Raw genomic sequence first — 21,430 nt, forward strand, 5'->3', positions numbered from 1 at the left:
TCGGAAAGCGACGGCGCTGCCGCTGACAGCGCAGAAGCCAAAAAATACTACCGACCATCATGGGACCCGACCCAATACAATGCCGTTGAGGACCAGTGGGCAGGGCGGCCGGTAGTAGGTTCAGAGGGCGATACAGCTGATTCGCGCAGCCTTACCGCTTGACGACGTACGCGAGGGCAAGCGCCATGACCGCGACGAGGGCGATGACTTTCTTTTGCATCATTTCAATGAACGAACACCGATTATAAAGAACTATCGCCGTGCTAATCGTCGGCACGACCCTCCGTATCAGTGGGCATATCAGCGTCAGAGCCGGGGATGTCGGCCTCATCATGGGTACCGACCGGCGGCCGGTTTACTTCTGCCGCTGGCGAGTCTTCAATCGCAGTCCGGTCGTCAGCGTCGGCCTCAATCGACTCCATGTCGCCATCAGATCGTGCATCCTGATCGATACGCATCGAACAGAACTCTACGCCACACATCGAGCAAAAGCGCGCCTCCTTGTAGTTGTCACCGGGGAGCGTCTGGTCGTGGTACTCGCGGGCGCGGTCTGGGTCCAGCGCCAGGTCGAACTGCTCTCGCCAGTCGAAGGCGTACCGGGCTTCCGAGAGAGCGTCGTCCCAGTCCCGTGCCCCCTCGCGGCCGTTTGCCACGTCGGCGGCGTGCGCAGCGATACGATAGGCCGCAAGTCCGTCTCGCACATCGGATTTCTCCGGGAGGCCGAGATGCTCCTTGGGAGTCACGTAGCAGAGCATCGCCGCACCGGCACGGCCCGCCTCCGTCGCGCCGATAGCGCTCGTAATATGGTCGTAGCCCGGCGCAACGTCGGTCACGAGCGGGCCGAGCACGTAGAACGGTGCGCCGTCACAGGCCTCCTGTTGACGTTCGACTTGCTCGGCGACCTGATCCATCGGGACGTGGCCGGGTCCCTCGACCATCACCTGCACGTCGTGCTCCCAAGCGGTCCGCGTGAGTTCCCCGAGCGTATCCAGTTCGGCGAACTGTGCGTCGTCGCCGGCGTCGGCGAGACAGCCCGGCCGGAGGCCGTCGCCGAGGCTGAAGGTCACGTCGTATTCGTGGAATATCTCGCAGATATCCTCGAATTTCGTGTACAGTGGATTCTCCATCCCATTCTCCTCGATCCACTGGGCGAGAATGGACCCACCACGGGAGACAATCCCCGTTTTGCGGCCGTCAGTCAACGACAGGTGTTCCATCCGGACGCCGGCGTGGATGGTCATATAGTCGACGCCCTGCTTTGCCTGCTTCTCGATGACGTCAAGCAGCAGTTCGTGGGTGATCTCGCTCGGGTCGCTAGCGCGCTTGACCGCCTCGTAGATGGGAACTGTTCCAATGGGGACCGGCGAATGCTCGACGTTGGCCGACCGTATCTCGTCGAGGTTACTCCCAGTCGAGAGGTCCATCACCGTGTCTGCACCGTAGTGAACAGCTGTGTGGAGCTTCTCCAGTTCGCCCTCAATATCGCTTGTCTCTTCGCTGTTACCGATGTTTGCGTTGACTTTCGTCGCAAACTCCCGGCCGATAATCATCGGGTCAAGTGAGTCGTGGCCGACGTTTGATGGGATCACCGCCTGTCCGTCAGCGACTTGTTGCCGGACGAACGCCGGGTCGACACCTTCGCGTTCTGCGACTCGCGCCATCTCTTCGGTGACAGTTCCGTTCCGCGCTGCTGCCATCTGCGTCATAATCACTAGGTTATACTATCGGATTATAAATCACTATGGTCGAACGCGTGAAAGACACCCTGTCAATACTGGGAACAACCCCAACACCGATGTACCCGAACGAGAAATGAGCGAATAATGGCCCAGCAAACCCGGCGTGCAGTACTCGCGGCACTGGGGAGTGGTGTCGCCGCAACCGCAGGGTGTGGGGCATTCGGTCAGGAACGGGTAGACGTACTGGTCGCGGGGAGTTTGCAAAAAGCGGCCAGTGAGACGCTTCAACCCCAAACGGGTGTCGAACTCGCCGTCGAAGCCCGCGGGTCAGTGCAGGCCGCCCGGCTGGTCGCCGATGGGAAACGCGACCCGGCTATTGTCGCCCTGGCGGACCCGACCCTGTTCGACCGGGTCATGGACACCGCCTGGCACGCGGTGATTGCCAGCAACGAGATGGTGCTTGCGTACAACCCAGAGACGGACGCCGGGACCCGCATTGCGGACGCAGAGCCGTGGTACGCCCCGCTCAAACGTGACAGTGTCTCGCTCGGCCGCACTGACCCGGCGCTTGACCCGCTTGGGTATCGAACGCTGTTCGTGCTGTCCCTCGCAGCCACCTACTACGATGAGCCTAGCTTGGCCGGTGCAGTCCTCTCGCCGGACCAGACGTACCCCGAGACACAACTGCTCGCACAGTTCGAGACGGGGGCCGTCGACGCCGCCTTCGTCTACCGGAGCATGGCGGTCGAACGGGACTACCCGTTCCGGGAGTTTCCGCCGGAGATACATCTTGGCGACCCCGCATACGCCGAACAGTATCAGACCACCAGCTACGAGCTGCCGAACGGCACGACAATTACTGGCAGCCCTATCGAGTACGGAGCTGTCCGCCGTGATAATCAAGAAGCGACGCGTACAGCCTTCGAGGCAGTCCTGTCCGGTGACTGGCTCGCACCACACGGATTTACCCTCCGCCAGGCGTATCCTCGACTAGTGGGAGATGTCCCGAGCACTGTCACGCGGTGAGACCAGAGCCGGCCATACGGTCGGCGTGCGCGAGCTCGTTCCCGTGCTGGGAGCGGTGCTGCTCCTGTATTTTGTCGTTCCGGTGCTGGTGCTCGTTATCACGTACTCCCCGACAGCGCTGCTGACGAGTCTGACAGAGACGTACGTCATCAACGCTGCAATCACGTCTCTCGTTGCCGCACTCGGCAGTACGACCATCGCTGTCGTGTTCGGCCTCCCGCTTGCCTACTGGCTCTCGCGAAACACCAGCGTGCTGGCGACCGCAGCGATGGGCGTCGTCGTCCTCCCCCTCGTCCTCCCGCCGGTCGTCAGCGGGATGTTGCTGTTGACCGTCGTCGGCCCGAACGGACTCGGGGGACTTACCGACCTAGCACTGACGCGGTCGCTGCTTGGCGTCGTCGCCGCCCAGACGTTCGTCGCGTCGCCGTTCTTCGTCGTCACCGCTAAGGCCGCCTTCGATGGCATTGACGACCGACTCGAAGAAGCCTCACGCTCACTCGGACGCGACTGGGTCGGGACAATGCGTTCAGTGACGGTCCCGCTCGCAAAGCCCGGGCTGCTCGCCGGACTCGTACTGACCTTTGCACGCGCAATGGGGGAGTTCGGCGCGACGATGATGCTGGCGTACTACCCGCGGACGCTCCCCGTGCAGATCTGGGCCTCGTTCATCTCTGACGGATTGGATGCGGCGCTGCCCGTGGCAGTAGTGCTGCTCGGCGTCGCACTCGGCACGCTGCTGGTGGTCCATGCACTGCGGGCGGCGCCATGGCGATAGCGGTCACCGCAGAAAAAGTCGCACCGCCGGCTTACCGCTCGTGTGCCCAGAACTCCTCGTCAACGGTGACCTCCTTCTTGAACAGCGGCACTTCCTCTTTCAGCCGGTTGATGCCGTCTTCGACGGCGCGGAACGCCTCAGTTCGGTGGCCGGCCAAGATGACGACGAAAACAATGTCCTCGCCAGCGTCGACCACGCCGGTTTTGTGGTGAAGCCGGACCGCGTAGATACCGTCCCGCGCTTCGAGGTCCCGGCGAAGCGTGGCCATCTTCTCGGCGGCGACCTCGTCGTAGCGCTCGAACTCCAGCAACTCCGTCGGCGGGTCCTCCGGCCCCTCTTGTGCGCGGACACGCCCGGTGAACGTCGCTATTGCGCCGGAGTAGACTTCGTCCGGGTCCCGCTTTATGTCGGCGACGAGTGTTTCCAGCGTGATGTACGGGTCTCGCTCCTCCATCGCGGTGACGATCTCGTCGAGGTCAGCGTCCGCGCCATGGGGCGCGCGATGCACGACCGGGTCGGCGACCTCGCGGTCGCCGAGGACGACTTTGGGGATGCTCGCGTCCGAATATCCCTCGACGAGTGCGTAGTCGTAGTCGGGCGCGAGCGCGTCCAACGTCTCATCGAGCGTCCGCGACTGTCCCGTCGCGTACCACTCGCCGTCGTCGGTAAGCGCGACCGTCTCGCCCGCGCCGGCGTCGCGGTGTCGAGCCGTGTCTTTCCCGTCCGTGTCGACGTCCGGCGCGTGCGTGCAGTGTTTCACCGTCGCGACACGGCCGGTCCCGGAGAGCCACTGTGTCAACCGCTCGACCAGCGTGGTCTTCCCCGACTCGGAGTGGCCGACGATACCGAGGACTTGCATGCACACCAGTAGCAGGGCGACGTAGATAGACCTTTTTCATAACAGCGGCGCAACTGTCGTCAGTTGCCCCGTCTCAGCGGTCGACAGTTTTCTCGACGACGCGGACGTTCTGGATTGCCGTCGTGGGGTACTCGCCGTTGTCGTCTTTCTCGTTGGCCTTCACCATGTCCCAAACGACGTTGAGGCCGGTTGTCACACCCTCCAGCGCTTCCATCTCGCAGCCGGTCTTGCCGACCGTCTCGACGGCGACCGTGATTTCGACGGCATCGTCGTTGACAGTGAACTCGACTTCGACGTTGGTGATGGGGATCTGGTGGCACATCGGCACCGTCTCCCAGGTGTGTTTTACCGCCTGAATCGCGCCGATACGGGCTGTCGCCAGCACGTCGCCTTTTTCCACCTCGTCGGCGTCGATGGCCGCCAGCGTGGACTCGGTGAGCCGAATCTGTCCGCGCGCGACCGCGCGGCGCTGGCTCTCGGCCTTGTCGCCCACATCGACCATCTGTGCGTCCCCCGACTCGTCGACGTGCGTGAACTCCTCGGACATAGCTGTCCGTAGCCGACGCCGGCCCAAAACCGTGCGGGTCCATGCTACCGGCGGACGAGCCCTAGCAGGTGGCCCACGGCTGGCGCGACGAGTTTCTCTGCACCCGTCCGAGCGGCGTTCTCGCTGCCAGGGAGACAGAATACCAGACGGTCGTCGACGATGCCGGCAGTGGCGCGTGACGCCATCGCCATCGGCCCGACTTCCTCGTAGGAGAGCCAGCGGAACAGCTCGCCGAAGCCAGGAACGGCCCGGTCGAACAGTGGTTCGATAGCATCGACGGTCACGTCGTCGGGCGTGAGCCCCGTCCCGCCGGTCGTCAGAACCACGTCGACACCCTCATCCAGCAGGGCGGCGACGGCATCTCCGATAGCGTCCATCTCGTCCGCAACGAGGCGGCGCTCGGCGATTTCGTGGCCCGCGTCTTCGCAGGCCGCGGCAATGATGTCGCCCGCCGGGTCATCATCGAGTGTTCTGGAGGTAGAAACTGTGAGAACCCCTATGTCAACCCCTTCGGCGTCGTGAGCGTGATGGTCGTCATGGGTGTGTTCTCCGTGGCTATGGTCGTGGTCACTGTCGTGTTCGTGCTCTCGGTGGTCGTGGCTATGTTCGCCGTGGCTGTGGCCCGCCTCGTCGTGGCCGGTCGTTTCATCGTGGTCGTGTCCCATACGGGAGATGATAGGCGGCGGAAAAATATACCCTCGGCTGCGTGACCGACAGTCGCGCTAACTCCGGCAGCATGCGAAGGCAGGAGCCGGCCGACGGGACCGGCAGCTTACTCGTAGTACGGGAGCCGTTCGACGATCTCCGCGAAGGCCACGTTCTCGCGGACCTGGTCCATCTCGACGCGGAGGCGCTCGCCGACATCCGCGTCGGAGACGATGACGACGTACCCGCCGTCGATACGCGCGACCCCATCGCCTTTGTCGCCGATGTTCTCGATTTCGACCACGCGCGTCTCACCCTCGGCAACGGGCGGGGACGACGGTCCGAACTCCGGTTCCCTGCTTGGCTCGTCGGACCGCGAATCGGACTGCGACCCGGATTGTGAACCGGACTGTGGCTCTGACTTGGAGTTGGAACTGGACTGCGGATCAGGCCTGGATTGGGAACTTGACTGTGACTGGGACGTGGGTGCTTCAGCCGCCGACTGGAACAGTGCGATCCGGTACAGCGTCTCAGGGGCCAGCGTCCCCAGTTCGACCTCTTGTTTCGGAATTTCGATCACGTACGAGTCATGCTGCTCCTCAACGGGTGCGGTAAAGAGACAGTGAAGATCTGAATCGGTCGCCATTAGTATAATTGGTTGGGCTAGTACCGGAACTGCATTGATTCTGGTGTTTTCGATTCGCCGGACCAAGCGCTGCTGGAAGGAGTGGTAAACAGGCTGTACACGCCCGCTATCGAGCAAGCCGTCGAGCAGAACGAGGCGATTACTCGAATTCAAACAGCCGACGGAGTTCGCGCTCGATAGCGTCAGTGAACGCCGACAGCACTGTGTCGAACGTCGCTTCGTCCCCCGGCAATGACTGCGCACGCGCCGCAGTGTCGTCGGGCAGCCGGATGCTGAACGTCCCGTCGCCCTCGTACACCGGCCCGCTCTCGCTGAGAATCTGCCGGTCGATCCCACGGAGGACCTCGGAGTCGTATTGCCCGTGTAACTCTTGATACGCGTTCGAGTACGCCGTTTCGAGCTCCTCGAAGTAGTGGACATATTTCTCGTCGAACTTCTCGGCGTCGAACTCGGTCATGGATGCAGTGTCGCCGGGGCGAGGGTAAAGGGTTCTGTGACTCCGTGGACGCCGCTTACGACTCCCCCATAACCCCGATTTCATTGGCGAATTGCGTGAAAAACTCGTCCATGAATTCCTGACGCGTCCGGCCGAGACGCCGGCCGGGTTGGGTGTACAGCATGTCTAACCGTTCCTGCGCCCAGTCCTGAAGCAGTGCGATATCCGGAGACGCCGACGATTCGAGGTCGGTCGCTGACGTGTCATCGATGACGGCGTATTTCTCACCCATCCGCCCAGACCGCTCGCCGACGATACAGGCCAGTCGGACGAGTCCGCGTGCTCCGGCGGCGTCGAGTTTGTCCGCGTCGAAGAGGAGTTTCGCCTCCAGTGTTTTCGGCTCCGGAGAACTTGTGCGGATACTGTGTGCTCGAATGCAGTGTTTGATACGGTCGATTCGGTCGGGTGCCACGCCTTCGGCCGCGAGTAGTTGCGCGGCTTCCAGCGTGGCCCATTCGTCGTGGTCATCGATTTCACCGGCCCGCTCCCGGGGCCGACCGATATCGTGTAACCACGCCGACGCAGCGAGGACATCCCGGTCGACCGAGCCGTCGTAGTCGCCCGCGAGGCGAAGCGCGATATCTCGGACTCGCTTGGCGTGAAACTGGTCGTGCGCTGGGAGGGCGTCTTCGTAGTACGGCAGCGACAGCGTTCGAGCAAGGGGACCTAGTTCCTGTGTCATTGGCGGCGGTGACACCTCGCGTTCCGGCTGGAATAACTGCTATGAAATATATCAGACTTAGTGACACATGCCAGTGGGTCGCGGCGATGTCCGTATCAGCGGGAGTCAAGCAGGTCGTCGAGGAGTTTTCGCTGAGCCGCAGCGAGATGCTCGGTAAACGTCGAGGTGGAGATATCCAGTGCGTCGGCCACGTCACCGGCGGTCGCATCGCGCGGATGTTCGAAATAGCCCATCTCATGGGCACGAGTCAGTACCTCGCGCTGGCGGCCGGTCAGTTTCGCGCGGTCAAGCACGACCGGCCGGTCCGTCTCTGTAGACGTGTCTTCCAGTAGCCGCCGGAGTTTGACAGTATCACCCTCCGACTGGAGGTCGTCAACAATCTCTCGCAGGGTCGGAACATCGTCGACGAGAAACGTGACGACGATGGATTCAGTGTCCGCCGAGAACTCATGAACAACGCAACCGGCTGCTTCGATACGTTCACACACGCAGCCCTGCCCGGCCGCTCTGGACAGTTGGAAAACGTGTCGCTGCTCGTAGGCGAACACGTGATCGACGTTCAAATCATCAGTCTGTAGCACTGATGGCGGCTCGTCGCCGCCTTTGAGGGTGAAATCTTCGATGACGGGGTCAGCATCAACACTCGTTACGCTCCGGGAGACCGACGACACTGACCACTCCTCGTCGGCGTGTGGCTGTACGTGGCAGGACCGGGGGCCGAACACTTCGACCTCGGCGAGCATTCGGCCCGACATGTCTGAGAGTTGCCCCGGCTGACATAAGAAGGTCTGTGCGAACATGTTCGGATAAAAAACCGCCATATAATGGGCCTAAGATGTCGGGCTGGCAGTTCATCGGGGTGCTGGGACAAACCCCGAATACAGCGACACAGATAGCCGTTCGAATCGCTGGCGAACCGAGATACTACAAGATTATGAGACGCAACACGATACTCATCGGTCTGTTGATAACAGCGGTGTTGCTGCCGATGTGGTACGTCGCCTTGCACGGCGAACCACCGTCGGAGGAGATCGCTATCGACGAGAGCGTCAGCGACATCCGGCCGCTGGATAGCCCGGTAGAGACGCCGAACAAACTGTCACCGAGCCAGGTCGGTGTCGTCGTCTGGGTCGCCCTGTTCGGTCTCGTGGGCGTGCTGACGGCCGCCCATCAGTTCATGAACAGAGCTGTCCGGCCGCCTGACGAGGCCGAGCCGGTCACCGACGGCGGGACCGTTTCGCTGCCGTGGCTCAACACGGAGCACCGCTGGGTTGTCGAGTACCACGACGCTTCGGACGCCATAGAGGGACTCGTCGCCATGAGCGGGCTGACAGTCCTCTCTATCGTCTTCGCGGCGTTGTTCACCGGCGAGTACCTCACGCTCGCTCGCACCCAGTACTTCGGGCTGTACGCGACCGGGATGTTCCTCTCGCTCGCGCTCTCGACGGTCGCGTACTATGCCTGGTTCATGCCACACGTCGAAGTCGCCGAACTCAGGGGGCACGAATGATAGAGTATCCGAAACCCGACGACGACGAGGAACAGGGCGACGACTGCTCGTGTGACGGGGCAACCGGGACGTCTCCCACACTGTATGGGGACGCCCGCGCAGAACTCCGCCGCCGTGACTTCGCGAAGTTCCTCGCGACCGTCGGCGGTCTGACCGCCGTCGCCAGCCTCACCGCACCGCTTGCCAGCACTACACAGGTGTTCGAGCGAGGGTACAAGGGGCCGGTGTACTCCGACGGCATCCACCTCGTCGACGGCAAGGGCGAGCGAATCACGGAAAGCCGACTTTCCGAAGGCGAGCACATGACCGTGTTCCCGGAGCCCCGGCCCGGCATTGAAGACGCGCCGACGCTGCTGGTGCGCTATCCCGAGTCCGAGTACGGCAGCGACATCTCGGAGGGGTTCACCGTCAGCGGCTACGCCGCCTTCTCGAAGGTCTGTACCCACGCCGGCTGTATGGTCTCTGACCGAGAGGAGGACTTGGTCGTCTGTCCCTGCCACTTCGGGAAATTCAACGTTCTGGAAGGGGCGGCGGTCAGCGGCGGCCCGCCGGGACGACCGCTCCCGCAGCTTCCGATTACGGTGACCAGCGACGGATTCCTCGTCGCCACCGGCGACTTCGAAGGGCCAATCGGCCCGGGGGGTGAGTGATGTCCCGCGCCGAAGCCGTCTACGACTGGTTCGACACGCGTCTCGACCTAGAGAACGGCCAGAGGTTCCTCGGCAAGGCGTTCCCGGCAGAGGACTCGTTCCTGCTGGGCGAGGTGGCGCTGTTCTGTTTCCTCCTCCTGATCCTGTCGGGGGTCTTCCTCGGGTTCTTCTTCGAACCCTCGACCTCCGACGTAGAGTACGACGGCAGCGTCCAGAAGTTCCAGGGCCAGGATATGCCCGAAGCGTTCGTCTCGGTGCTGCACATCACCTACGACGTGCCCTTCGGGATGTTCATTCGCCGGCTCCACCACTGGGCGGCCCACCTCTTTGTCGCCTCAATAGGGTTGCACATGTTACGGGTGTTTTTCACCGGCGCATACCGCAACCCGCGGGAGCCGAACTGGATCGTCGGCACTGGCCTGGCAGCCCTCTCGATGGGCGCGGCCTACACCGGCTACGCGTTACCGTTCGACGAGTTCGCTGCCACAGCGACGGGCATCGGCTACAACCTCACGATATCCATCCCCCTGTTAGGTGATTTCCTCGGCCAAGTGGTGTTCGGGGGTGAGTTCCCGTCGTAGTGCCACTATCCCACGGCTGTACTTCCTGCACATCCTCGTGATACCAGCGGCCATCGCCGTGGGCTTGGCCGTCCACATGGCCATCCTCATCCGGCAGAAACACACCGAGGCCCCGCGGGACGGGGACGTAACGACCGGCCGCCAGTCCGTCGACGAAGAGAACGACGACATCATCATCGGCCTGCCGGCGTTCCCGAATCAAGCCGCCGTCTCCGCGGTGGTGTTCTTCGTCACGGCGGCGACACTATCGGCGCTTGCGGGCCTGCTGCCGGTCCACAACGTCGCCGAATACGGCCCGAACAACCCCGCGTCCACGCCGGAACTCATCATGCCAGACTGGTTCCTGATGTGGGTGTACGGCTTCCTGAAGCTCCTGCCACAGATCAGCTTCAGCATCGGCCCGGCTCACATCAACGGGGAGTTCATCGGCGGCATCGTCCTCCCGGGGCTGGTGTTTGCCGCAGTCGCCGTCTGGCCGTTCATCGACCGGACCGGGCCGGTCCACTTCACCGCAGACCCACTGGATCGGGCCTGGCAGACCGGTGTGGGCGTGGCCGCCGTTGCGTTCATCATGATCGCCTCCATCGCGGGGATGAACAACATCCTCGCGGACCAAGTGCTTGGGACGACGACGAACGTAGTCAACCCCATCCTGACGGCCGCGTTGCTCATCGTCCCCCCCATCTTCGGCGGCATCACGTACCTCCTGTTGCGCGACGGCGAGCCCACGCCGTCACAGGAGGGCGACGTGGCCGCCGACGGCGGCTCGGCCGCTGCTAAAACGGAGCGAACCGATTCGGAGGGAGACGGATGACTGCGAACGTCGAACTGACTGAGCGACAGTATCGCCTGCTGGATACGACGAGCAAGCTGGTCGGCCTCGTGCTGGTCGCCGCCGGCCTCGAAGTCGGGGGTAGCACGCTCGCCGGCATCGCGCTGGCCGTGGCCGGCACTGCCTGCGCGACTGCGACAGTGTTCATCACCAATGAGTAGAAACGACCTGACCGACGACGAAACGAACAGTGCGGGAATCAGTCGCCGCGACTTCGTGCGCGGCCTCGGTGCCGCGTCGCTACTGGGTGCGACGGGGCTGTCCTTCGCCGACGACGGCATGGACGGCCTCGAAGCGGTCGACGACCCCATCGGGAATTACCCCTACCGGGACTGGGAGGACCTCTACCGCGACGAGTGGGACTGGGACTCCGTCGCCCGCTCGACCCACAGCGTCAACTGCACCGGTTCCTGTTCGTGGAACGTCTACGTCAAGGACGGACAGGTCTGGCGCGAGGAACAGGCCGGTGACTACCCGACGTTCGACGAGAGCCTCCCGGACCCCAACCCGCGGGGCTGCCAGAAAGGGGCCTGTTACACGGACTACGTCAACGCAGACCAGCGCGTGCTCCACCCTCTGCGTCGCACCGGCGAGCGCGGCGAGGGCCAGTGGGAGCGGATTAGCTGGGACGAAGCGCTCACCGAGATTGCCGACCACGTCATCGACGAGGTGGAGGCGGGCCGGTACGACGCGATTTCGGGGTTCACCCCAATTCCGGCGATGTCGCCGGTCTCCTTCGCCAGCGGGAGCCGGCTCGTCAATCTGCTCGGCGGCGTTTCACACAGCTTCTACGACTGGTACTCGGACCTGCCGCCGGGCCAGCCGATTACGTGGGGCACCCAGACGGATAACGCCGAATCCGCCGACTGGCACAACTCGGACTACATCATCGCCTGGGGGTCGAACATCAACGTCACGCGCATCCCCGACGCGAAGTACTTCCTCGACGCCGGCTACGAGGGTGCAAAGCGCGTCGGTATCTTCACTGACTACTCACAGACGGCTATCCACACCGACGAGTGGCTCTCACCCCACGGCGGCAGCGACACCGCACTCGCGCTAGGTATGGCCCAGACAATCGTCGAAGAGGGACTGCACGACGAGGATCATCTCAAAGAACAGACCGACATGCCGCTGCTCGTCCGGGAGGACACCGGCAAGTTCCTCCGAGCAAGCGAGGTCGGCCTTGCCGAGGACGCCGACGACCCCGACAAGGTGTTCGTCATGGTTGACGCCGACGGGAACCTCCGTCGTGCGCCCGGCTCGCTGGGCGAGCGGGACGGACAGCACGACCACTCGAAGAGCATCGAACTCGACTTCGACCCGCAGTTATCGGTCGAGCGGAGCGTCGACACCGACGAGGGTAGTATCGCGGTCCGCTCGGTCTGGGAGAACCTCACCGACGAACTCAGCCAGTACACGCCCGAAGTCGTCCACGAGGAAACCGGCGTCGGCGAGAACACCTACCAGCGGATCGCCCGCGAGTTCGCCGAGGCCGACGCCGCCAAAATCATCCACGGCAAGGGCGTCAACGACTGGTACCACAACGACCTGGGCAACCGTGCCATCCAGTTGCTCGTGACGCTGACGGGCAATCTCGGCGACCCCGGCACCGGGCTGGACCACTACGTGGGACAGGAGAAAATCTGGTCGTTCCATGGCTGGAAGGTGCTCTCGTTCCCGACCGGGAACGTCCGCGGCGTGCCGACGACACTGTGGACCTACTTCCACGCGGGCATCCTCGACAACACGGACCCGGACACCGCAGAGAAGATACGCGAGTCCATCGATAAGGGATGGATGCCGGTCTATCCCGAGGAGCGGGACAACGGGAGCCGACCGGACCCGTCAACGATGTTCGTCTGGCGGGGGAACTACTTCAACCAGGCCAAGGGCAACGTCGCACTCGAAGAGCAGCTCTGGCCCAAACTCGACCTCGTCGTCGACATCAACTTCCGGATGGACTCGACGGCGATGTACTCGGACATCGTCCTGCCGGCGGCCAGCCACTACGAGAAATACGACCTCTCGGAGACGGATATGCACACGTACGTGCATCCGTTCACGCCGGCCGTCGAACCGCTCGGCGAGGCCAAGACCGACTGGGAGATATTCCGCTTGCTTGCCGAGAAGATACAGGAACGCGCCCAAGAGCGCGATGTCGAGCCCATCGAGGACCGGAAGTTCGACCGGACCATTGACCTCACGACCATCTACGACGACTACGTTCGGGACTGGGAGACCGGTGAGGAAGAAGGGCTCGTTGAGGACAAAGCCGCGGCGGAGTTCATCCTCGAACACTCGGAGGAGACGAATCCCGAGGGCAGCGACGAGCAGATAACCTTCGACGACATCGACGAGCAACCACAGCGGTTCCTCGAAGCTGGCGACCACTGGAGTTCCGACATCAAAGACGGCGAGGCGTACGTTCCGTGGCAAGACTACGTCCACGACAAGAACCCCTGGCCGACCTTCACCGGCCGGCAGCAGTACTACATCGACCACGACTGGTACCTCGAACTCGGCGAGGAGCTGCCGACCCACAAGGAAGGGCCCGAGAACACCGGCGGTGACTACCCGCTGTCGTACAACACGCCCCACGGTCGCTGGTCCATCCACTCGACGTGGCGTGACGACACCAAGATGCTCAGGCTCCAGCGTGGCGAGCCCGTGGTGTATATCAACCCCGAGGACGCCGAGGAGCGGGGCATCGAGGACGGGGACACCGTGGAGGTGTACAACGACCTCGGGAGCGTCGAGGTGCAGGCGAAGATCTACCCCTCCAGCGAACCGGGGACGGTCCGGCACTTCTTCTCCTGGGAGAAGTTCCAGTACCCCGACCGGGACAACTTCAACACGCTCGTCCCGATGTACATGAAACCGACCCAGCTGGTCCAGTATCCGGAAGACACCGGGGAACACCTGCACTTCTTCCCGAACTACTGGGGGCCGACCGGGGTCAACAGCGACGTTCGTGTCGATATCCGACCGAGCGGAGGTGACACCGAATGAGTACCGACCAACAGGACGAACAGGGCGAGGAGGACACGCTGGTCAACGTCGCCGACGGCGTCGACCACCAGGTCGCGATGGTGATGGACCTGAACAAGTGCATCGGCTGCCAGACGTGTACAATCGCCTGCAAGAACCTCTGGACGGAGGACGGCGGCAGCGAGTACATGTACTGGAACAATGTCGAAACCAAGCCCGGCGAGGGCTACCCCCGCGGCTGGGAGGACTCCGGCGGTGGCTGGGAATCGGGCGAGCACTCGGACCGCTCGCCCGGCGAGATTCCCGACGAGGAGGACTACGGCCGCGCCTGGGAGTTCAACCACGAGGAAATCATGTACGAGGGCAGTGACGAGCCGTTGCGGCCCCGCGACGGCGCGGAGTGGGGGCCGAACTGGGACGAGGACCAGGGAGCCGGCGAGTACCCCAACAGCTACTACTTCTACCTTCCGCGCATCTGCAACCACTGTACCCACCCCTCCTGTGTCGAGGCCTGCCCGCGCTCGGCGCTGTACAAGCGCCAGGAGGACGGCATCGTCCTCGTCGATCAGGACCGCTGCCGGGGCTACCGGTACTGCGTCGAGGGGTGTCCGTACAAGAAGGTGTACTACAACACCGTCTCGAAGAAATCAGAGAAGTGCATCTTCTGTTACCCCCGCATCGAAGGTGAGGGCCCTGAGGGGGAGACGTTCGCCCCGGCCTGTGCCGAGGAGTGTCCGCCACAGCTCCGGCTAGTCGGCTTCCTCGACGACGAAGAGGGCCCGATCCACAAGCTCGTCAATGAGTACGAAGTGGCCCTGCCGCTCCATCCGGAGTTCCGCACCCAGCCCAACGTCTACTACATCCCACCCTTCGCGCCCGGTCAGCACACGGAGGACGGAGAGACGGTCGATATCGACCGGATTCCCCGCCAGTACCTCCGGAACCTGTTCGGCGACGGCGTCGACGAAGCGCTCGACACTATCGACGCCCACCGGCAGCGCGTTCGTCAGGGTGGTGACAGCGAACTGATGGAACTGCTACAGGACAAAAACCCGGCCAAACAGTACCGATTGGAGGTCTTCGACGATGAGTAGCGAGCCGCTACGCGGCTCGGAAACGCGAGCGGGCGATGCCCGCGAGCGGCCCCAGTTGACTGTGCCAGAGCGTGCTCAGGAGGTGGTCAACGATGGCTGACCACCGACGCACACTCACACTCACGGCGGTGCTTTCGGCGCTCATCGTTGTTTCGACGATGGCCGCACCGATGGTGAGCGCCCGGCCAGCACACGAAATCCCGGTTTCGGAGGTATCGACGGCCGACCTCGCCGAACCGAACGCCGGCGGCTGGGCGGAGGTCCCGGCCTCGGACGTGCCGCTTGCGAGCGCCCCGAGTAGCGTCCCGAACGCCGACGACACGTCTGTTGAGACGGTCGACGTGCAAGCGGCTCGCACGGACGAGCGGCTGTACGTCCGGCTGGAGTGGCACGACGCGACACGGGACAGGAACGCCAGCGCCACACGGGAGTTCGCCGACGCGGTCGCGGTCCAGTTCCCGGCGAACACGAGTTCCCGGCCGCCGATAGCGATGGGCGGCCCGGATAACCGGGTCAACGTCTGGTATTGGAGCGGATCAACCGGGACGCAGGAACTGCTGGCCGGCGGCGCAGGCTCAACCACGCCGTTCGAAAACCCGACCGTCCGGACGAACGCGAGTTACACCGGCACTGGCGGAAACGCCACCTGGGCGGTGGTCTACTCGCGCCAACTTGACGCACCAAGCGAGAACCGGACCGACCTGCGGACCGACGGCGACCTCGACGTGGCCTTCGCCGTCTGGAACGGCTCCAACGGCGAGCGGTCGGGACAGAAGGCGGTCAGCGAGTGGCACTACTACCCGTTCAGCGGCGGCCCGCAAGGTCCGCCCTACGAGACGCTGCTGTGGACCCTCGCCGGCATCGCTATCGTCGGCGTCGTCGGCGTCACCAGCTTTGGTATCTACCGCACGCGGGGGGCTGAGTAATGGCAACCACGCCAACCGACCCGATGGACGACCTCGACGAGGACGCCGCCGCCCGCGGTGCAGTGTACGCGACGCTCGCGAAAGCGTTCGAGTACCCCGAGGAATCGTTCCATAGCGCGGCAGCCGACGGGACGCTGGAAGCTGACCTGAGAGCGTGTCTCGACCAGTCAGGCCTTGATGTGGCCACCCCGGCGCTGACCACTGACGACGACTACGAGACGCTCGCGGCCCGCTACAACGACATCTTCGAACTCGGCTACAGCGAGTACACGGACCGGACAGACGGCTCGCTAGAGGCGGAGGGGCCGCCGGTCCCGCTGTACGAGTCCAAATACCGGCCGGACCATTCCTGGAACGACGTGAACCTTGACCTCTCGCGGGCCTACAGCCACTACGGCCTGGAGATCGACCAGGACCAGCGGGACAACCACGACGCGCTGACCTACGAGCTGGAGTTCGCGGGCTACCTGGCCCGCCGTGAAGCCGCCGTCGGCGAGGACGCCGCGATCGCTCGGCTGGACTTCCACGATCGACACCTCGGCCACGCGGCTACGGGTGTGGCCGACCGACTGGCCGACGAACCGGGAACCGACATCTACGGCGGCTTCGGCGAACTGCTTGAGGCGTTCGTCCGAGCTGACCGCAACGACCTCGCAACACGGTTGGAGGAGCAGCGATGACTGCGGCGCTACAGCAGCGGGTCAGACCGCTACTGGCCGGCGGAAGCCACTCGCTGGCGAACATATCGGTCGGCGTTGCGGCCGTCGCGGTTGCCGCCCGGTACTTCGCCGTGCTGTTCGTCAACGCGCCGGGATACGCGGGTGTCCCGGTCTCACCCGGGCTGGCGACAGGCGTGTCCACGACCGTCGTCGCCGCCGCAGCAGTTGTCGTCGCCGTCACTGACGCCGATCCGCTCACCGGCATCGGCCTGCTGTTCGTCGGCGTGTTCGGCCTGCTGTCGCTACTCAGTAGTGCAGCGGCGCTCCCGGCGGCCGCCGCAATCGTCCTCGGGACGGCGACTGTCGCCGCCGTCGCGGGCCGACGGCTGGTTCCTGTCTCGGCCGCCGCTGTCGCCCTGCTCGTCGCGGCGCTGAGCATCGGGCTGGCAAGCGGCGTCGGCGGCTTGACGGGCCTCCGGCCGGTCGCCTCGACCGTGGCGCTGCTCGGGATCGCGTCGACGCCGGCGTTCGCCGCGACGGACTGGCGCTCGCTGTCGACGGCGGACTGGGGCGCGGTACTCGGCGGCCTCGCCGCCTTCGCCGTCGTCCTGAGCGTCGGTCGCGCTGTCCCGTTCGTCACTGGCGCGGTCACGCTCACGGGAACCGGCGTTGTCGGGACGAGCCTGCCGGTCGTCGCACTGGCCGCTGCTGGTGCGGTGACGACGGCCAGCGCGGCCAGCCGAACGCGGCAATGGCCGCTGCTCGCCGGCGTTGCGCTGGTCGCGTTCGCCGGCGTTCCGGCATCGCTGCCGCGGGCGCTCCCGTTCGCACTCGGTATCGCCGTGCTCACTGCACAGGAGGGAGCGCAATGACGGGCTGTCACGACGACGATGAGTTCGAGAAGCACCTCGAAGAGGACCCGGACCCGCAACTGGACCCAGAGCGCAGTCCGGGTCTACATACCGACATCGAAGCGCTGGAAGACATCGAGGTGTCCCGCGAGGACGTGACAATCGGCGAGGCCACGCCGGAGGAACTGGCCGCCAGCGACACGGAACCGGTCGAGGACGACGCGGTGGCGTCGCTGCTCTCGGACATCGAACACGGCGAGAAGACCGACCGCCGACGCGCCGCCCTCGAACTCAAAGACCGGGCGACGACGGATGAAATCGTGGCGGCGCTAGCCCGTGCTGCAACGACCGACGACGACAGCGACGTGCGGCAGTTCGCCGTCGAGGCACTGACGGCCCACGGCGGCGAGCGGGCCGCAGCGGTGGCGGTGGAACTGCTTGACGACCCCGACCCGTGGGTCAGGGCGGAAGCCGTCGTCACGCTCGACAATGTCGACCGCGAGGCCCACGAGGACGACATCGCGGCCGCTATCGACGACGACCACCACGCAGTCCGGCGCAACGCGGCCATCTCGCTGTTCAAACTCCGCGGCGAGGCGATGGCCGACCTGTTGCTGGAGCAGAGCCGCGACGACAGCGAGCGGGTCCGCGAGTGGGCCGCCCACATGCTCGGCGGCGTCGACGAGGACCGCGCCCGCGAGCGACTGCGCGAACTCGCTGACGACCCGGCCACGGTAGTCCGCCAGACCGCCGAGCGGTCACTCGAAGCGGACCCCGGACGGTTCCGAAGGCAGTTCGGCGGCGCGCTGGAGAACGACGCACGGCTCTTGCCCGGCGAAGACAGACTCAATCGGATGCCCGACCTCTGACGATGACTGACGGAACGCCCACCACACTGACCGACCGTATCGAAGCCGCACTGCGAGACGTGCGCGACCCGAACGCCGACCTCTCCGTGTTCGACGCAGGGTTCGTCGAGAACATCGACGCGGCCGATGGCGAGGTAACAATCGAAGCCGACCTGACCGCACTGGACGGCCAGACGAGCACGCAGGTCGTTCAGGCGATGCTCCACGCGGTCGACGACGTGGACGGCGTCGAGAGCGTCCACGTCGAGCGGACGACACCGACGAGCGATGACCACGCCGGTGTCGCGTCGTTCGACCACATCGTGGCCGTCGCCAGCGCGAAAGGCGGCGTTGGCAAGTCGACAGTCGCCACTCACCTGGCCTGTGCACTGGCCGCGGACAACGACGTGGCGCTGTTCGACGCCGACATCCACGGGCCAAACGTGCCCGAACTGCTGGAGGTGAGCGGGCCGGTCCACTCCAGCGAAGAGGGCGACCCGCTCCCGGTCCGGACCGGCCCGATGGACGTGATGAGCGTCGGCCTGATGGAGAGCGGCGCGCCGCTGGCCTGGCGCGGCGCGATGGCCCACGACGCGCTCGATGACTTATTCGAGAACACCGCCTGGCGTAACGACGAACTACTGGTGCTCGACCTGCCGCCAGGGACGGGTGACGTGGTACTGACGACGCTGCAGGAGGTCCCCGTCGACGGCGTGGTCGTCGTCACGACGCCGTTTCACGCGAGCGTCAGCGACACCAGCCGAACCGTCGAACTGTTCCGTGACAACGACGTTCCGGTCCTGGGAACCGTCGTCAACATGGCCGAGTACGTCTGTGACTGCTGTGGCGAACCGAACGACCTGTTCACCGGCGACGCGCTGGGGGACCTCGATGCGGAAGTGCTGGCCGAACTCCCGTTCTCACACGACCTGCAGGGAACACCAGCACCCGGCGACGTGCCAGATACTGTCAGCGACCTCGGGGACGCCGTCGAGTCCGCCCTCGACACCGCCGGCGAGGTACGTGTCGACCCAACCGCTGATATCCGGGACTTGCCGCCACAGGAGCGCAAAGATCGGGTTCGCGAACGGTTCATCGCGCTGGACAGCGGCGAGCCGTTTGTCCTCGTCAGCGACCGCGATCCGACGCCGGTCGGACAATTCCTAGGCCAGCTCGCGGAAGCCCCACGCGAGGCCTTCGACCCGTTCGAGGTCCGCCGGGAAACGCCCGAGGCCTGGGTGCTGGAGACAATCAAGCCGTAGGTATGGTCGCTGGCAGTAAGCAGTGACAGATAGTAGCATGCCGCCAGCGCAGGAGTAAAGGCATAATTGTCCGCACCCGTAGTAGTACGGTAATGACCGCTATACTCGTGGCGGCGGGTCGACTCGCGCGCGGTCGCGTACGTGTCAGGTCCAGGCGAGTCGGAGGGGCAGCGTGACCGACGCGTTTGCCGTGATGAACGCTATCGGACTGATCGGGTTCGCGTTCGTCGGCGCGGCAAAGGCGATCGAAAAACGCTACGACGTGTTCGGCGTCACGGTTGTCGGCGTGATGACGGCACTGGGGGGCGGGACGACGCGGGACTTGCTGTTGAACAGGGTTCCGAACTCCCTGCAGTCACCCGGCGAAGTCGCCCTGTCGCTGCTTGGTGTCACCGCCGCTGTGCTGTTCGTGCATTTCCTCGACGACGGCCACCAGCACCCCGTCGTCCTGACGGCCGACGCCATCGGGTTGGCGGCCTTCTCGACTACTGGAGCACTGCTGGGTCAGCAGGCCGGCCTCCCGGTGTTCGCCGTCGTCGCGCTGGCGACAGTCAACGCGGCGGGCGGCGGCGCGATCTCGGACCTGCTGTTGGGCCGGACGCCCTTTATCCTCCGCGAGGACTTCTACGCGTCATGTGCGGTTATCGGCGGCCTCACCTTCTGGGCGCTGGCACAGATTGGCGTCAGCGTCAGCGTGGCATCGGCCGGGTGCGCACTCGCGGTGCTTTTGGCCCGGGGGCTGGGCATCGGCCGCGGGTGGTCGCTCCCGACGGTACAGGCATGGGAGCGACGCGACGCACAGTAGGACGGCGTTATTTCTCGTTCGGCCACCATCTGAGCGTGAGCGCGACCGACTGGTCCAGACCGAACACGTCCGACGAACGGTCGACAGTCGCGGTTTCCGGGCAGTCGATTTCGGTACGCTCATCTGCGACTTCGACGGTGACTGTCCCCTGTGCCTGCTGGAAACGGTCGGCAAGTGTATCGATCTCTTCCAGTAACGCCTCACGGGACATCGTCGTCTCCCGAGCGGTGTGCTGCTGGCTATGGTCGCCAACGACAGGGTCGATATCCACGTCCGCAGAGCGATTCGAGAGAACGGCGTTGATGGCCGCCCCAAGCAAAATCAGCAGGCCGATAATGTACAGCCAGCTCAGCAGGACGAGGATGCTGGCGATGATGTTCCCGCCCGTTGAGCCGGATTTGAACGCCGTGAAGAGAACCTGTGCAATCGTGAGGCCACCGGCAGCAAAGGCCACACCCGGCACGATCTCAAGCGGCGAGATGTCCGTGTCCGGGAAGATGTAGTACATCGGATAGAAGACGATGAACAGGCCGGCGGCCCGGACCAGCCCACTTGCGACTGCCCACAGCGGGCCGCTCCCGGCCTCGGGCAGGACGCTGCCGAGCGCGCTGGCACTGAGTATCACCACCGCGACGGTCACAAGCAGTACCAGCCCGTCGCCGAGCTGGTCAAGGAAGGTGTTCGACGCGCCTGTTTCGTAGATGTCGGAGAACGCAGTGTCCAGCCCCCGAAAAATTCGCAGGGAGCCCCAGAGGAGGAAGCCAACGCCCAGCACTGATACGGATGCGTCGGCCTCGGTCAGCCCCTGCTGGATGATGCCGCTGGCCTGTGTGGTCAAAACGGCCTCCATGATGCCAACGACAGAGGCCCGTAGCGTGACGTTCTCCGTTTGCTGGACGAAGGTCAACACCAGCAATAGCAGCGGGAGAATCGACAGGAAGGCGTGGTAGGCTATCGAACCAGCCATGAACGTGAGTCGTTCCGCCCTGATTTCGTGAACAAGAGCCCGCAGAACCTCCTCCGTGCGGACGCGACTGAAACGCATACGGAGCGTTCGGCGCCGGGA

The 21,430-nt window shown here is 64.3% G+C and carries 23 protein-coding genes and 1 pseudogene; 14 read left to right on the top strand and 10 right to left on the bottom strand.

Features of this window, described 5'->3' with window-relative positions:
• Window positions 1–151: 151 nt before the first annotated feature.
• Both ACODNH_RS19615 and thiC read right to left on the bottom strand, forming a co-directional pair.
• Window positions 152–277, bottom strand: coding sequence for a hypothetical protein (locus tag ACODNH_RS19615; protein ID WP_434530907.1), 126 nt, complete (start codon window positions 275–277; stop codon window positions 152–154).
• Window positions 264–1,706 (bottom strand): phosphomethylpyrimidine synthase ThiC, encoded by a 1,443-nt coding sequence (gene thiC / locus ACODNH_RS19620; RefSeq protein ID WP_434530908.1) that lies wholly within the window; start codon window positions 1,704–1,706, stop codon window positions 264–266. The genes ACODNH_RS19615 and thiC overlap by 14 nt, the downstream gene beginning before the upstream one ends.
• A gap of 117 nt (window positions 1,707–1,823) precedes the next feature.
• On the opposite strand from thiC, the gene ACODNH_RS19625 reads away from it, so the two are divergent.
• Both ACODNH_RS19625 and ACODNH_RS19630 read left to right on the top strand, forming a co-directional pair.
• Window positions 1,824–2,705 (top strand): extracellular solute-binding protein, encoded by an 882-nt coding sequence (locus ACODNH_RS19625; RefSeq protein WP_434530909.1) that lies wholly within the window; start codon window positions 1,824–1,826, stop codon window positions 2,703–2,705.
• Window positions 2,680–3,480, top strand: a complete 801-nt coding sequence (locus ACODNH_RS19630) for an ABC transporter permease (protein ID WP_306707346.1) — start codon at window positions 2,680–2,682, stop codon at window positions 3,478–3,480. Before ACODNH_RS19625 ends, ACODNH_RS19630 begins: the two co-directional genes overlap by 26 nt.
• Window positions 3,481–3,511: 31 nt before the next feature.
• Here the strand turns inward: ACODNH_RS19630 and ACODNH_RS19635 are convergent, their stop codons facing one another.
• From ACODNH_RS19635 to ACODNH_RS19665, 7 genes are all read right to left on the bottom strand, one after another.
• Window positions 3,512–4,339 (bottom strand): molybdopterin synthase, encoded by an 828-nt coding sequence (locus ACODNH_RS19635; RefSeq protein ID WP_434530910.1) that lies wholly within the window; start codon window positions 4,337–4,339, stop codon window positions 3,512–3,514.
• Window positions 4,340–4,412: 73 nt separating this feature from the next.
• On the bottom strand, window positions 4,413–4,886 hold the full coding sequence (gene moaC / locus ACODNH_RS19640; RefSeq protein ID WP_434530911.1) for a cyclic pyranopterin monophosphate synthase MoaC: 474 nt from the start codon (window positions 4,884–4,886) through the stop codon (window positions 4,413–4,415).
• A 44-nt stretch (window positions 4,887–4,930) separates the two neighbouring features.
• On the bottom strand, window positions 4,931–5,551 hold the full coding sequence (locus ACODNH_RS19645; protein ID WP_434530912.1) for a molybdopterin-binding protein: 621 nt from the start codon (window positions 5,549–5,551) through the stop codon (window positions 4,931–4,933).
• A 107-nt stretch (window positions 5,552–5,658) separates the two neighbouring features.
• Window positions 5,659–6,177, bottom strand: a complete 519-nt coding sequence (locus ACODNH_RS19650) for a TRAM domain-containing protein (protein ID WP_306707353.1) — start codon at window positions 6,175–6,177, stop codon at window positions 5,659–5,661.
• Window positions 6,178–6,316: 139 nt separating this feature from the next.
• Complete coding sequence (locus tag ACODNH_RS19655) at window positions 6,317–6,634, bottom strand: DUF5783 family protein (protein WP_434530913.1); 318 nt, start codon at window positions 6,632–6,634, stop codon at window positions 6,317–6,319.
• 55 nt (window positions 6,635–6,689) lie between these two features.
• Window positions 6,690–7,355: an HD domain-containing protein gene (locus ACODNH_RS19660; protein WP_434530914.1), complete on the bottom strand. Its 666-nt coding sequence runs from the start codon at window positions 7,353–7,355 to the stop codon at window positions 6,690–6,692.
• 95 nt (window positions 7,356–7,450) lie between these two features.
• Window positions 7,451–8,110, bottom strand: a complete 660-nt coding sequence (locus tag ACODNH_RS19665; protein WP_434530915.1) for a helix-turn-helix domain-containing protein — start codon at window positions 8,108–8,110, stop codon at window positions 7,451–7,453.
• Window positions 8,111–8,289: 179 nt separating this feature from the next.
• Between ACODNH_RS19665 and ACODNH_RS19670 the strand changes: the two genes are divergently transcribed.
• The 12 genes and pseudogenes from ACODNH_RS19670 to ACODNH_RS19725 all read left to right on the top strand — a co-directional run bounded on the left by ACODNH_RS19670 (window position 8,290) and on the right by ACODNH_RS19725 (window position 20,364).
• Window positions 8,290–8,865 (top strand): hypothetical protein, encoded by a 576-nt coding sequence (locus ACODNH_RS19670; protein WP_170096340.1) that lies wholly within the window; start codon window positions 8,290–8,292, stop codon window positions 8,863–8,865.
• On the top strand, window positions 8,862–9,515 hold the full coding sequence (locus ACODNH_RS19675; protein WP_306707361.1) for a ubiquinol-cytochrome c reductase iron-sulfur subunit: 654 nt from the start codon (window positions 8,862–8,864) through the stop codon (window positions 9,513–9,515). Before ACODNH_RS19670 ends, ACODNH_RS19675 begins: the two co-directional genes overlap by 4 nt.
• Window positions 9,515–10,910, top strand: a pseudogene (locus ACODNH_RS19680) (cytochrome b). The gene ACODNH_RS19675 and the pseudogene ACODNH_RS19680 overlap by 1 nt, the downstream one beginning before the upstream one ends.
• A complete protein-coding gene (locus ACODNH_RS19685) occupies window positions 10,907–11,089 on the top strand; it encodes a hypothetical protein (protein ID WP_007190098.1) in 183 nt (60 codons plus the stop codon). Before ACODNH_RS19680 ends, ACODNH_RS19685 begins: the two are co-directional and overlap by 4 nt.
• Window positions 11,082–13,940 (top strand): molybdopterin-dependent oxidoreductase, encoded by a 2,859-nt coding sequence (locus ACODNH_RS19690; protein ID WP_434530916.1) that lies wholly within the window; start codon window positions 11,082–11,084, stop codon window positions 13,938–13,940. The genes ACODNH_RS19685 and ACODNH_RS19690 overlap by 8 nt, the downstream gene beginning before the upstream one ends.
• A complete protein-coding gene (locus tag ACODNH_RS19695; RefSeq protein WP_306707370.1) occupies window positions 13,937–15,013 on the top strand; it encodes a 4Fe-4S dicluster domain-containing protein in 1,077 nt (358 codons plus the stop codon). Before ACODNH_RS19690 ends, ACODNH_RS19695 begins: the two co-directional genes overlap by 4 nt.
• Before the next feature lie 92 nt (window positions 15,014–15,105).
• Window positions 15,106–15,939, top strand: a complete 834-nt coding sequence (locus ACODNH_RS19700) for an ethylbenzene dehydrogenase-related protein (protein WP_434530917.1) — start codon at window positions 15,106–15,108, stop codon at window positions 15,937–15,939.
• A complete protein-coding gene (locus ACODNH_RS19705) occupies window positions 15,939–16,619 on the top strand; it encodes a molecular chaperone TorD family protein (protein WP_306707374.1) in 681 nt (226 codons plus the stop codon). The genes ACODNH_RS19700 and ACODNH_RS19705 overlap by 1 nt, the downstream gene beginning before the upstream one ends.
• Window positions 16,616–17,470: a phosphate ABC transporter permease gene (locus ACODNH_RS19710; protein ID WP_306707376.1), complete on the top strand. Its 855-nt coding sequence runs from the start codon at window positions 16,616–16,618 to the stop codon at window positions 17,468–17,470. Before ACODNH_RS19705 ends, ACODNH_RS19710 begins: the two co-directional genes overlap by 4 nt.
• Entirely contained in the window at window positions 17,467–18,318 is an 852-nt protein-coding gene (locus ACODNH_RS19715; protein ID WP_306707378.1) for a HEAT repeat domain-containing protein, read from the top strand. Before ACODNH_RS19710 ends, ACODNH_RS19715 begins: the two co-directional genes overlap by 4 nt.
• A gap of 2 nt (window positions 18,319–18,320) precedes the next feature.
• Window positions 18,321–19,559: a P-loop NTPase gene (locus ACODNH_RS19720; protein ID WP_306707380.1), complete on the top strand. Its 1,239-nt coding sequence runs from the start codon at window positions 18,321–18,323 to the stop codon at window positions 19,557–19,559.
• 172 nt (window positions 19,560–19,731) lie between these two features.
• Window positions 19,732–20,364, top strand: coding sequence for a trimeric intracellular cation channel family protein (locus ACODNH_RS19725; protein WP_306707382.1), 633 nt, complete (start codon window positions 19,732–19,734; stop codon window positions 20,362–20,364).
• A gap of 7 nt (window positions 20,365–20,371) precedes the next feature.
• Here the strand turns inward: ACODNH_RS19725 and ACODNH_RS19730 are convergent, their stop codons facing one another.
• Window positions 20,372–21,409 (bottom strand): YhjD/YihY/BrkB family envelope integrity protein, encoded by a 1,038-nt coding sequence (locus ACODNH_RS19730; RefSeq protein WP_306707383.1) that lies wholly within the window; start codon window positions 21,407–21,409, stop codon window positions 20,372–20,374.
• Between the last annotated feature and the right edge of the window lie 21 nt (window positions 21,410–21,430).

The sequence above is a fragment of the Haloarcula sp. NS06 genome, from assembly GCF_051122755.1.
GTDB lineage: Archaea > Halobacteriota > Halobacteria > Halobacteriales > Haloarculaceae > Haloarcula.

Bases quoted from the DNA above. Each gene is read 5' to 3' on its own strand.
- thiC (WP_434530908.1), bottom strand. From the start codon at position 1,706: ATGACGCAGATGGCAGCAGCGCGGAACGGAACTGTCACCGAAGAGATG.
- ACODNH_RS19625 (WP_434530909.1), top strand. From the start codon at position 1,824: ATGGCCCAGCAAACCCGGCGTGCAGTACTCGCGGCACTGGGGAGTGGT.
- ACODNH_RS19630 (WP_306707346.1), top strand. From the start codon at position 2,680: ATGTCCCGAGCACTGTCACGCGGTGAGACCAGAGCCGGCCATACGGTC.
- ACODNH_RS19635 (WP_434530910.1), bottom strand. From the start codon at position 4,339: ATGCAAGTCCTCGGTATCGTCGGCCACTCCGAGTCGGGGAAGACCACG.
- moaC (WP_434530911.1), bottom strand. From the start codon at position 4,886: ATGTCCGAGGAGTTCACGCACGTCGACGAGTCGGGGGACGCACAGATG.
- ACODNH_RS19645 (WP_434530912.1), bottom strand. From the start codon at position 5,551: ATGGGACACGACCACGATGAAACGACCGGCCACGACGAGGCGGGCCAC.
- ACODNH_RS19650 (WP_306707353.1), bottom strand. From the start codon at position 6,177: ATGGCGACCGATTCAGATCTTCACTGTCTCTTTACCGCACCCGTTGAG.
- ACODNH_RS19655 (WP_434530913.1), bottom strand. From the start codon at position 6,634: ATGACCGAGTTCGACGCCGAGAAGTTCGACGAGAAATATGTCCACTAC.
- ACODNH_RS19660 (WP_434530914.1), bottom strand. From the start codon at position 7,355: ATGACACAGGAACTAGGTCCCCTTGCTCGAACGCTGTCGCTGCCGTAC.
- ACODNH_RS19665 (WP_434530915.1), bottom strand. From the start codon at position 8,110: ATGTCGGGCCGAATGCTCGCCGAGGTCGAAGTGTTCGGCCCCCGGTCC.
- ACODNH_RS19670 (WP_170096340.1), top strand. From the start codon at position 8,290: ATGAGACGCAACACGATACTCATCGGTCTGTTGATAACAGCGGTGTTG.
- ACODNH_RS19675 (WP_306707361.1), top strand. From the start codon at position 8,862: ATGATAGAGTATCCGAAACCCGACGACGACGAGGAACAGGGCGACGAC.
- ACODNH_RS19685 (WP_007190098.1), top strand. From the start codon at position 10,907: ATGACTGCGAACGTCGAACTGACTGAGCGACAGTATCGCCTGCTGGAT.
- ACODNH_RS19690 (WP_434530916.1), top strand. From the start codon at position 11,082: ATGAGTAGAAACGACCTGACCGACGACGAAACGAACAGTGCGGGAATC.
- ACODNH_RS19695 (WP_306707370.1), top strand. From the start codon at position 13,937: ATGAGTACCGACCAACAGGACGAACAGGGCGAGGAGGACACGCTGGTC.
- ACODNH_RS19700 (WP_434530917.1), top strand. From the start codon at position 15,106: ATGGCTGACCACCGACGCACACTCACACTCACGGCGGTGCTTTCGGCG.
- ACODNH_RS19705 (WP_306707374.1), top strand. From the start codon at position 15,939: ATGGCAACCACGCCAACCGACCCGATGGACGACCTCGACGAGGACGCC.
- ACODNH_RS19710 (WP_306707376.1), top strand. From the start codon at position 16,616: ATGACTGCGGCGCTACAGCAGCGGGTCAGACCGCTACTGGCCGGCGGA.
- ACODNH_RS19715 (WP_306707378.1), top strand. From the start codon at position 17,467: ATGACGGGCTGTCACGACGACGATGAGTTCGAGAAGCACCTCGAAGAG.
- ACODNH_RS19720 (WP_306707380.1), top strand. From the start codon at position 18,321: ATGACTGACGGAACGCCCACCACACTGACCGACCGTATCGAAGCCGCA.
- ACODNH_RS19730 (WP_306707383.1), bottom strand. From the start codon at position 21,409: ATGCGTTTCAGTCGCGTCCGCACGGAGGAGGTTCTGCGGGCTCTTGTT.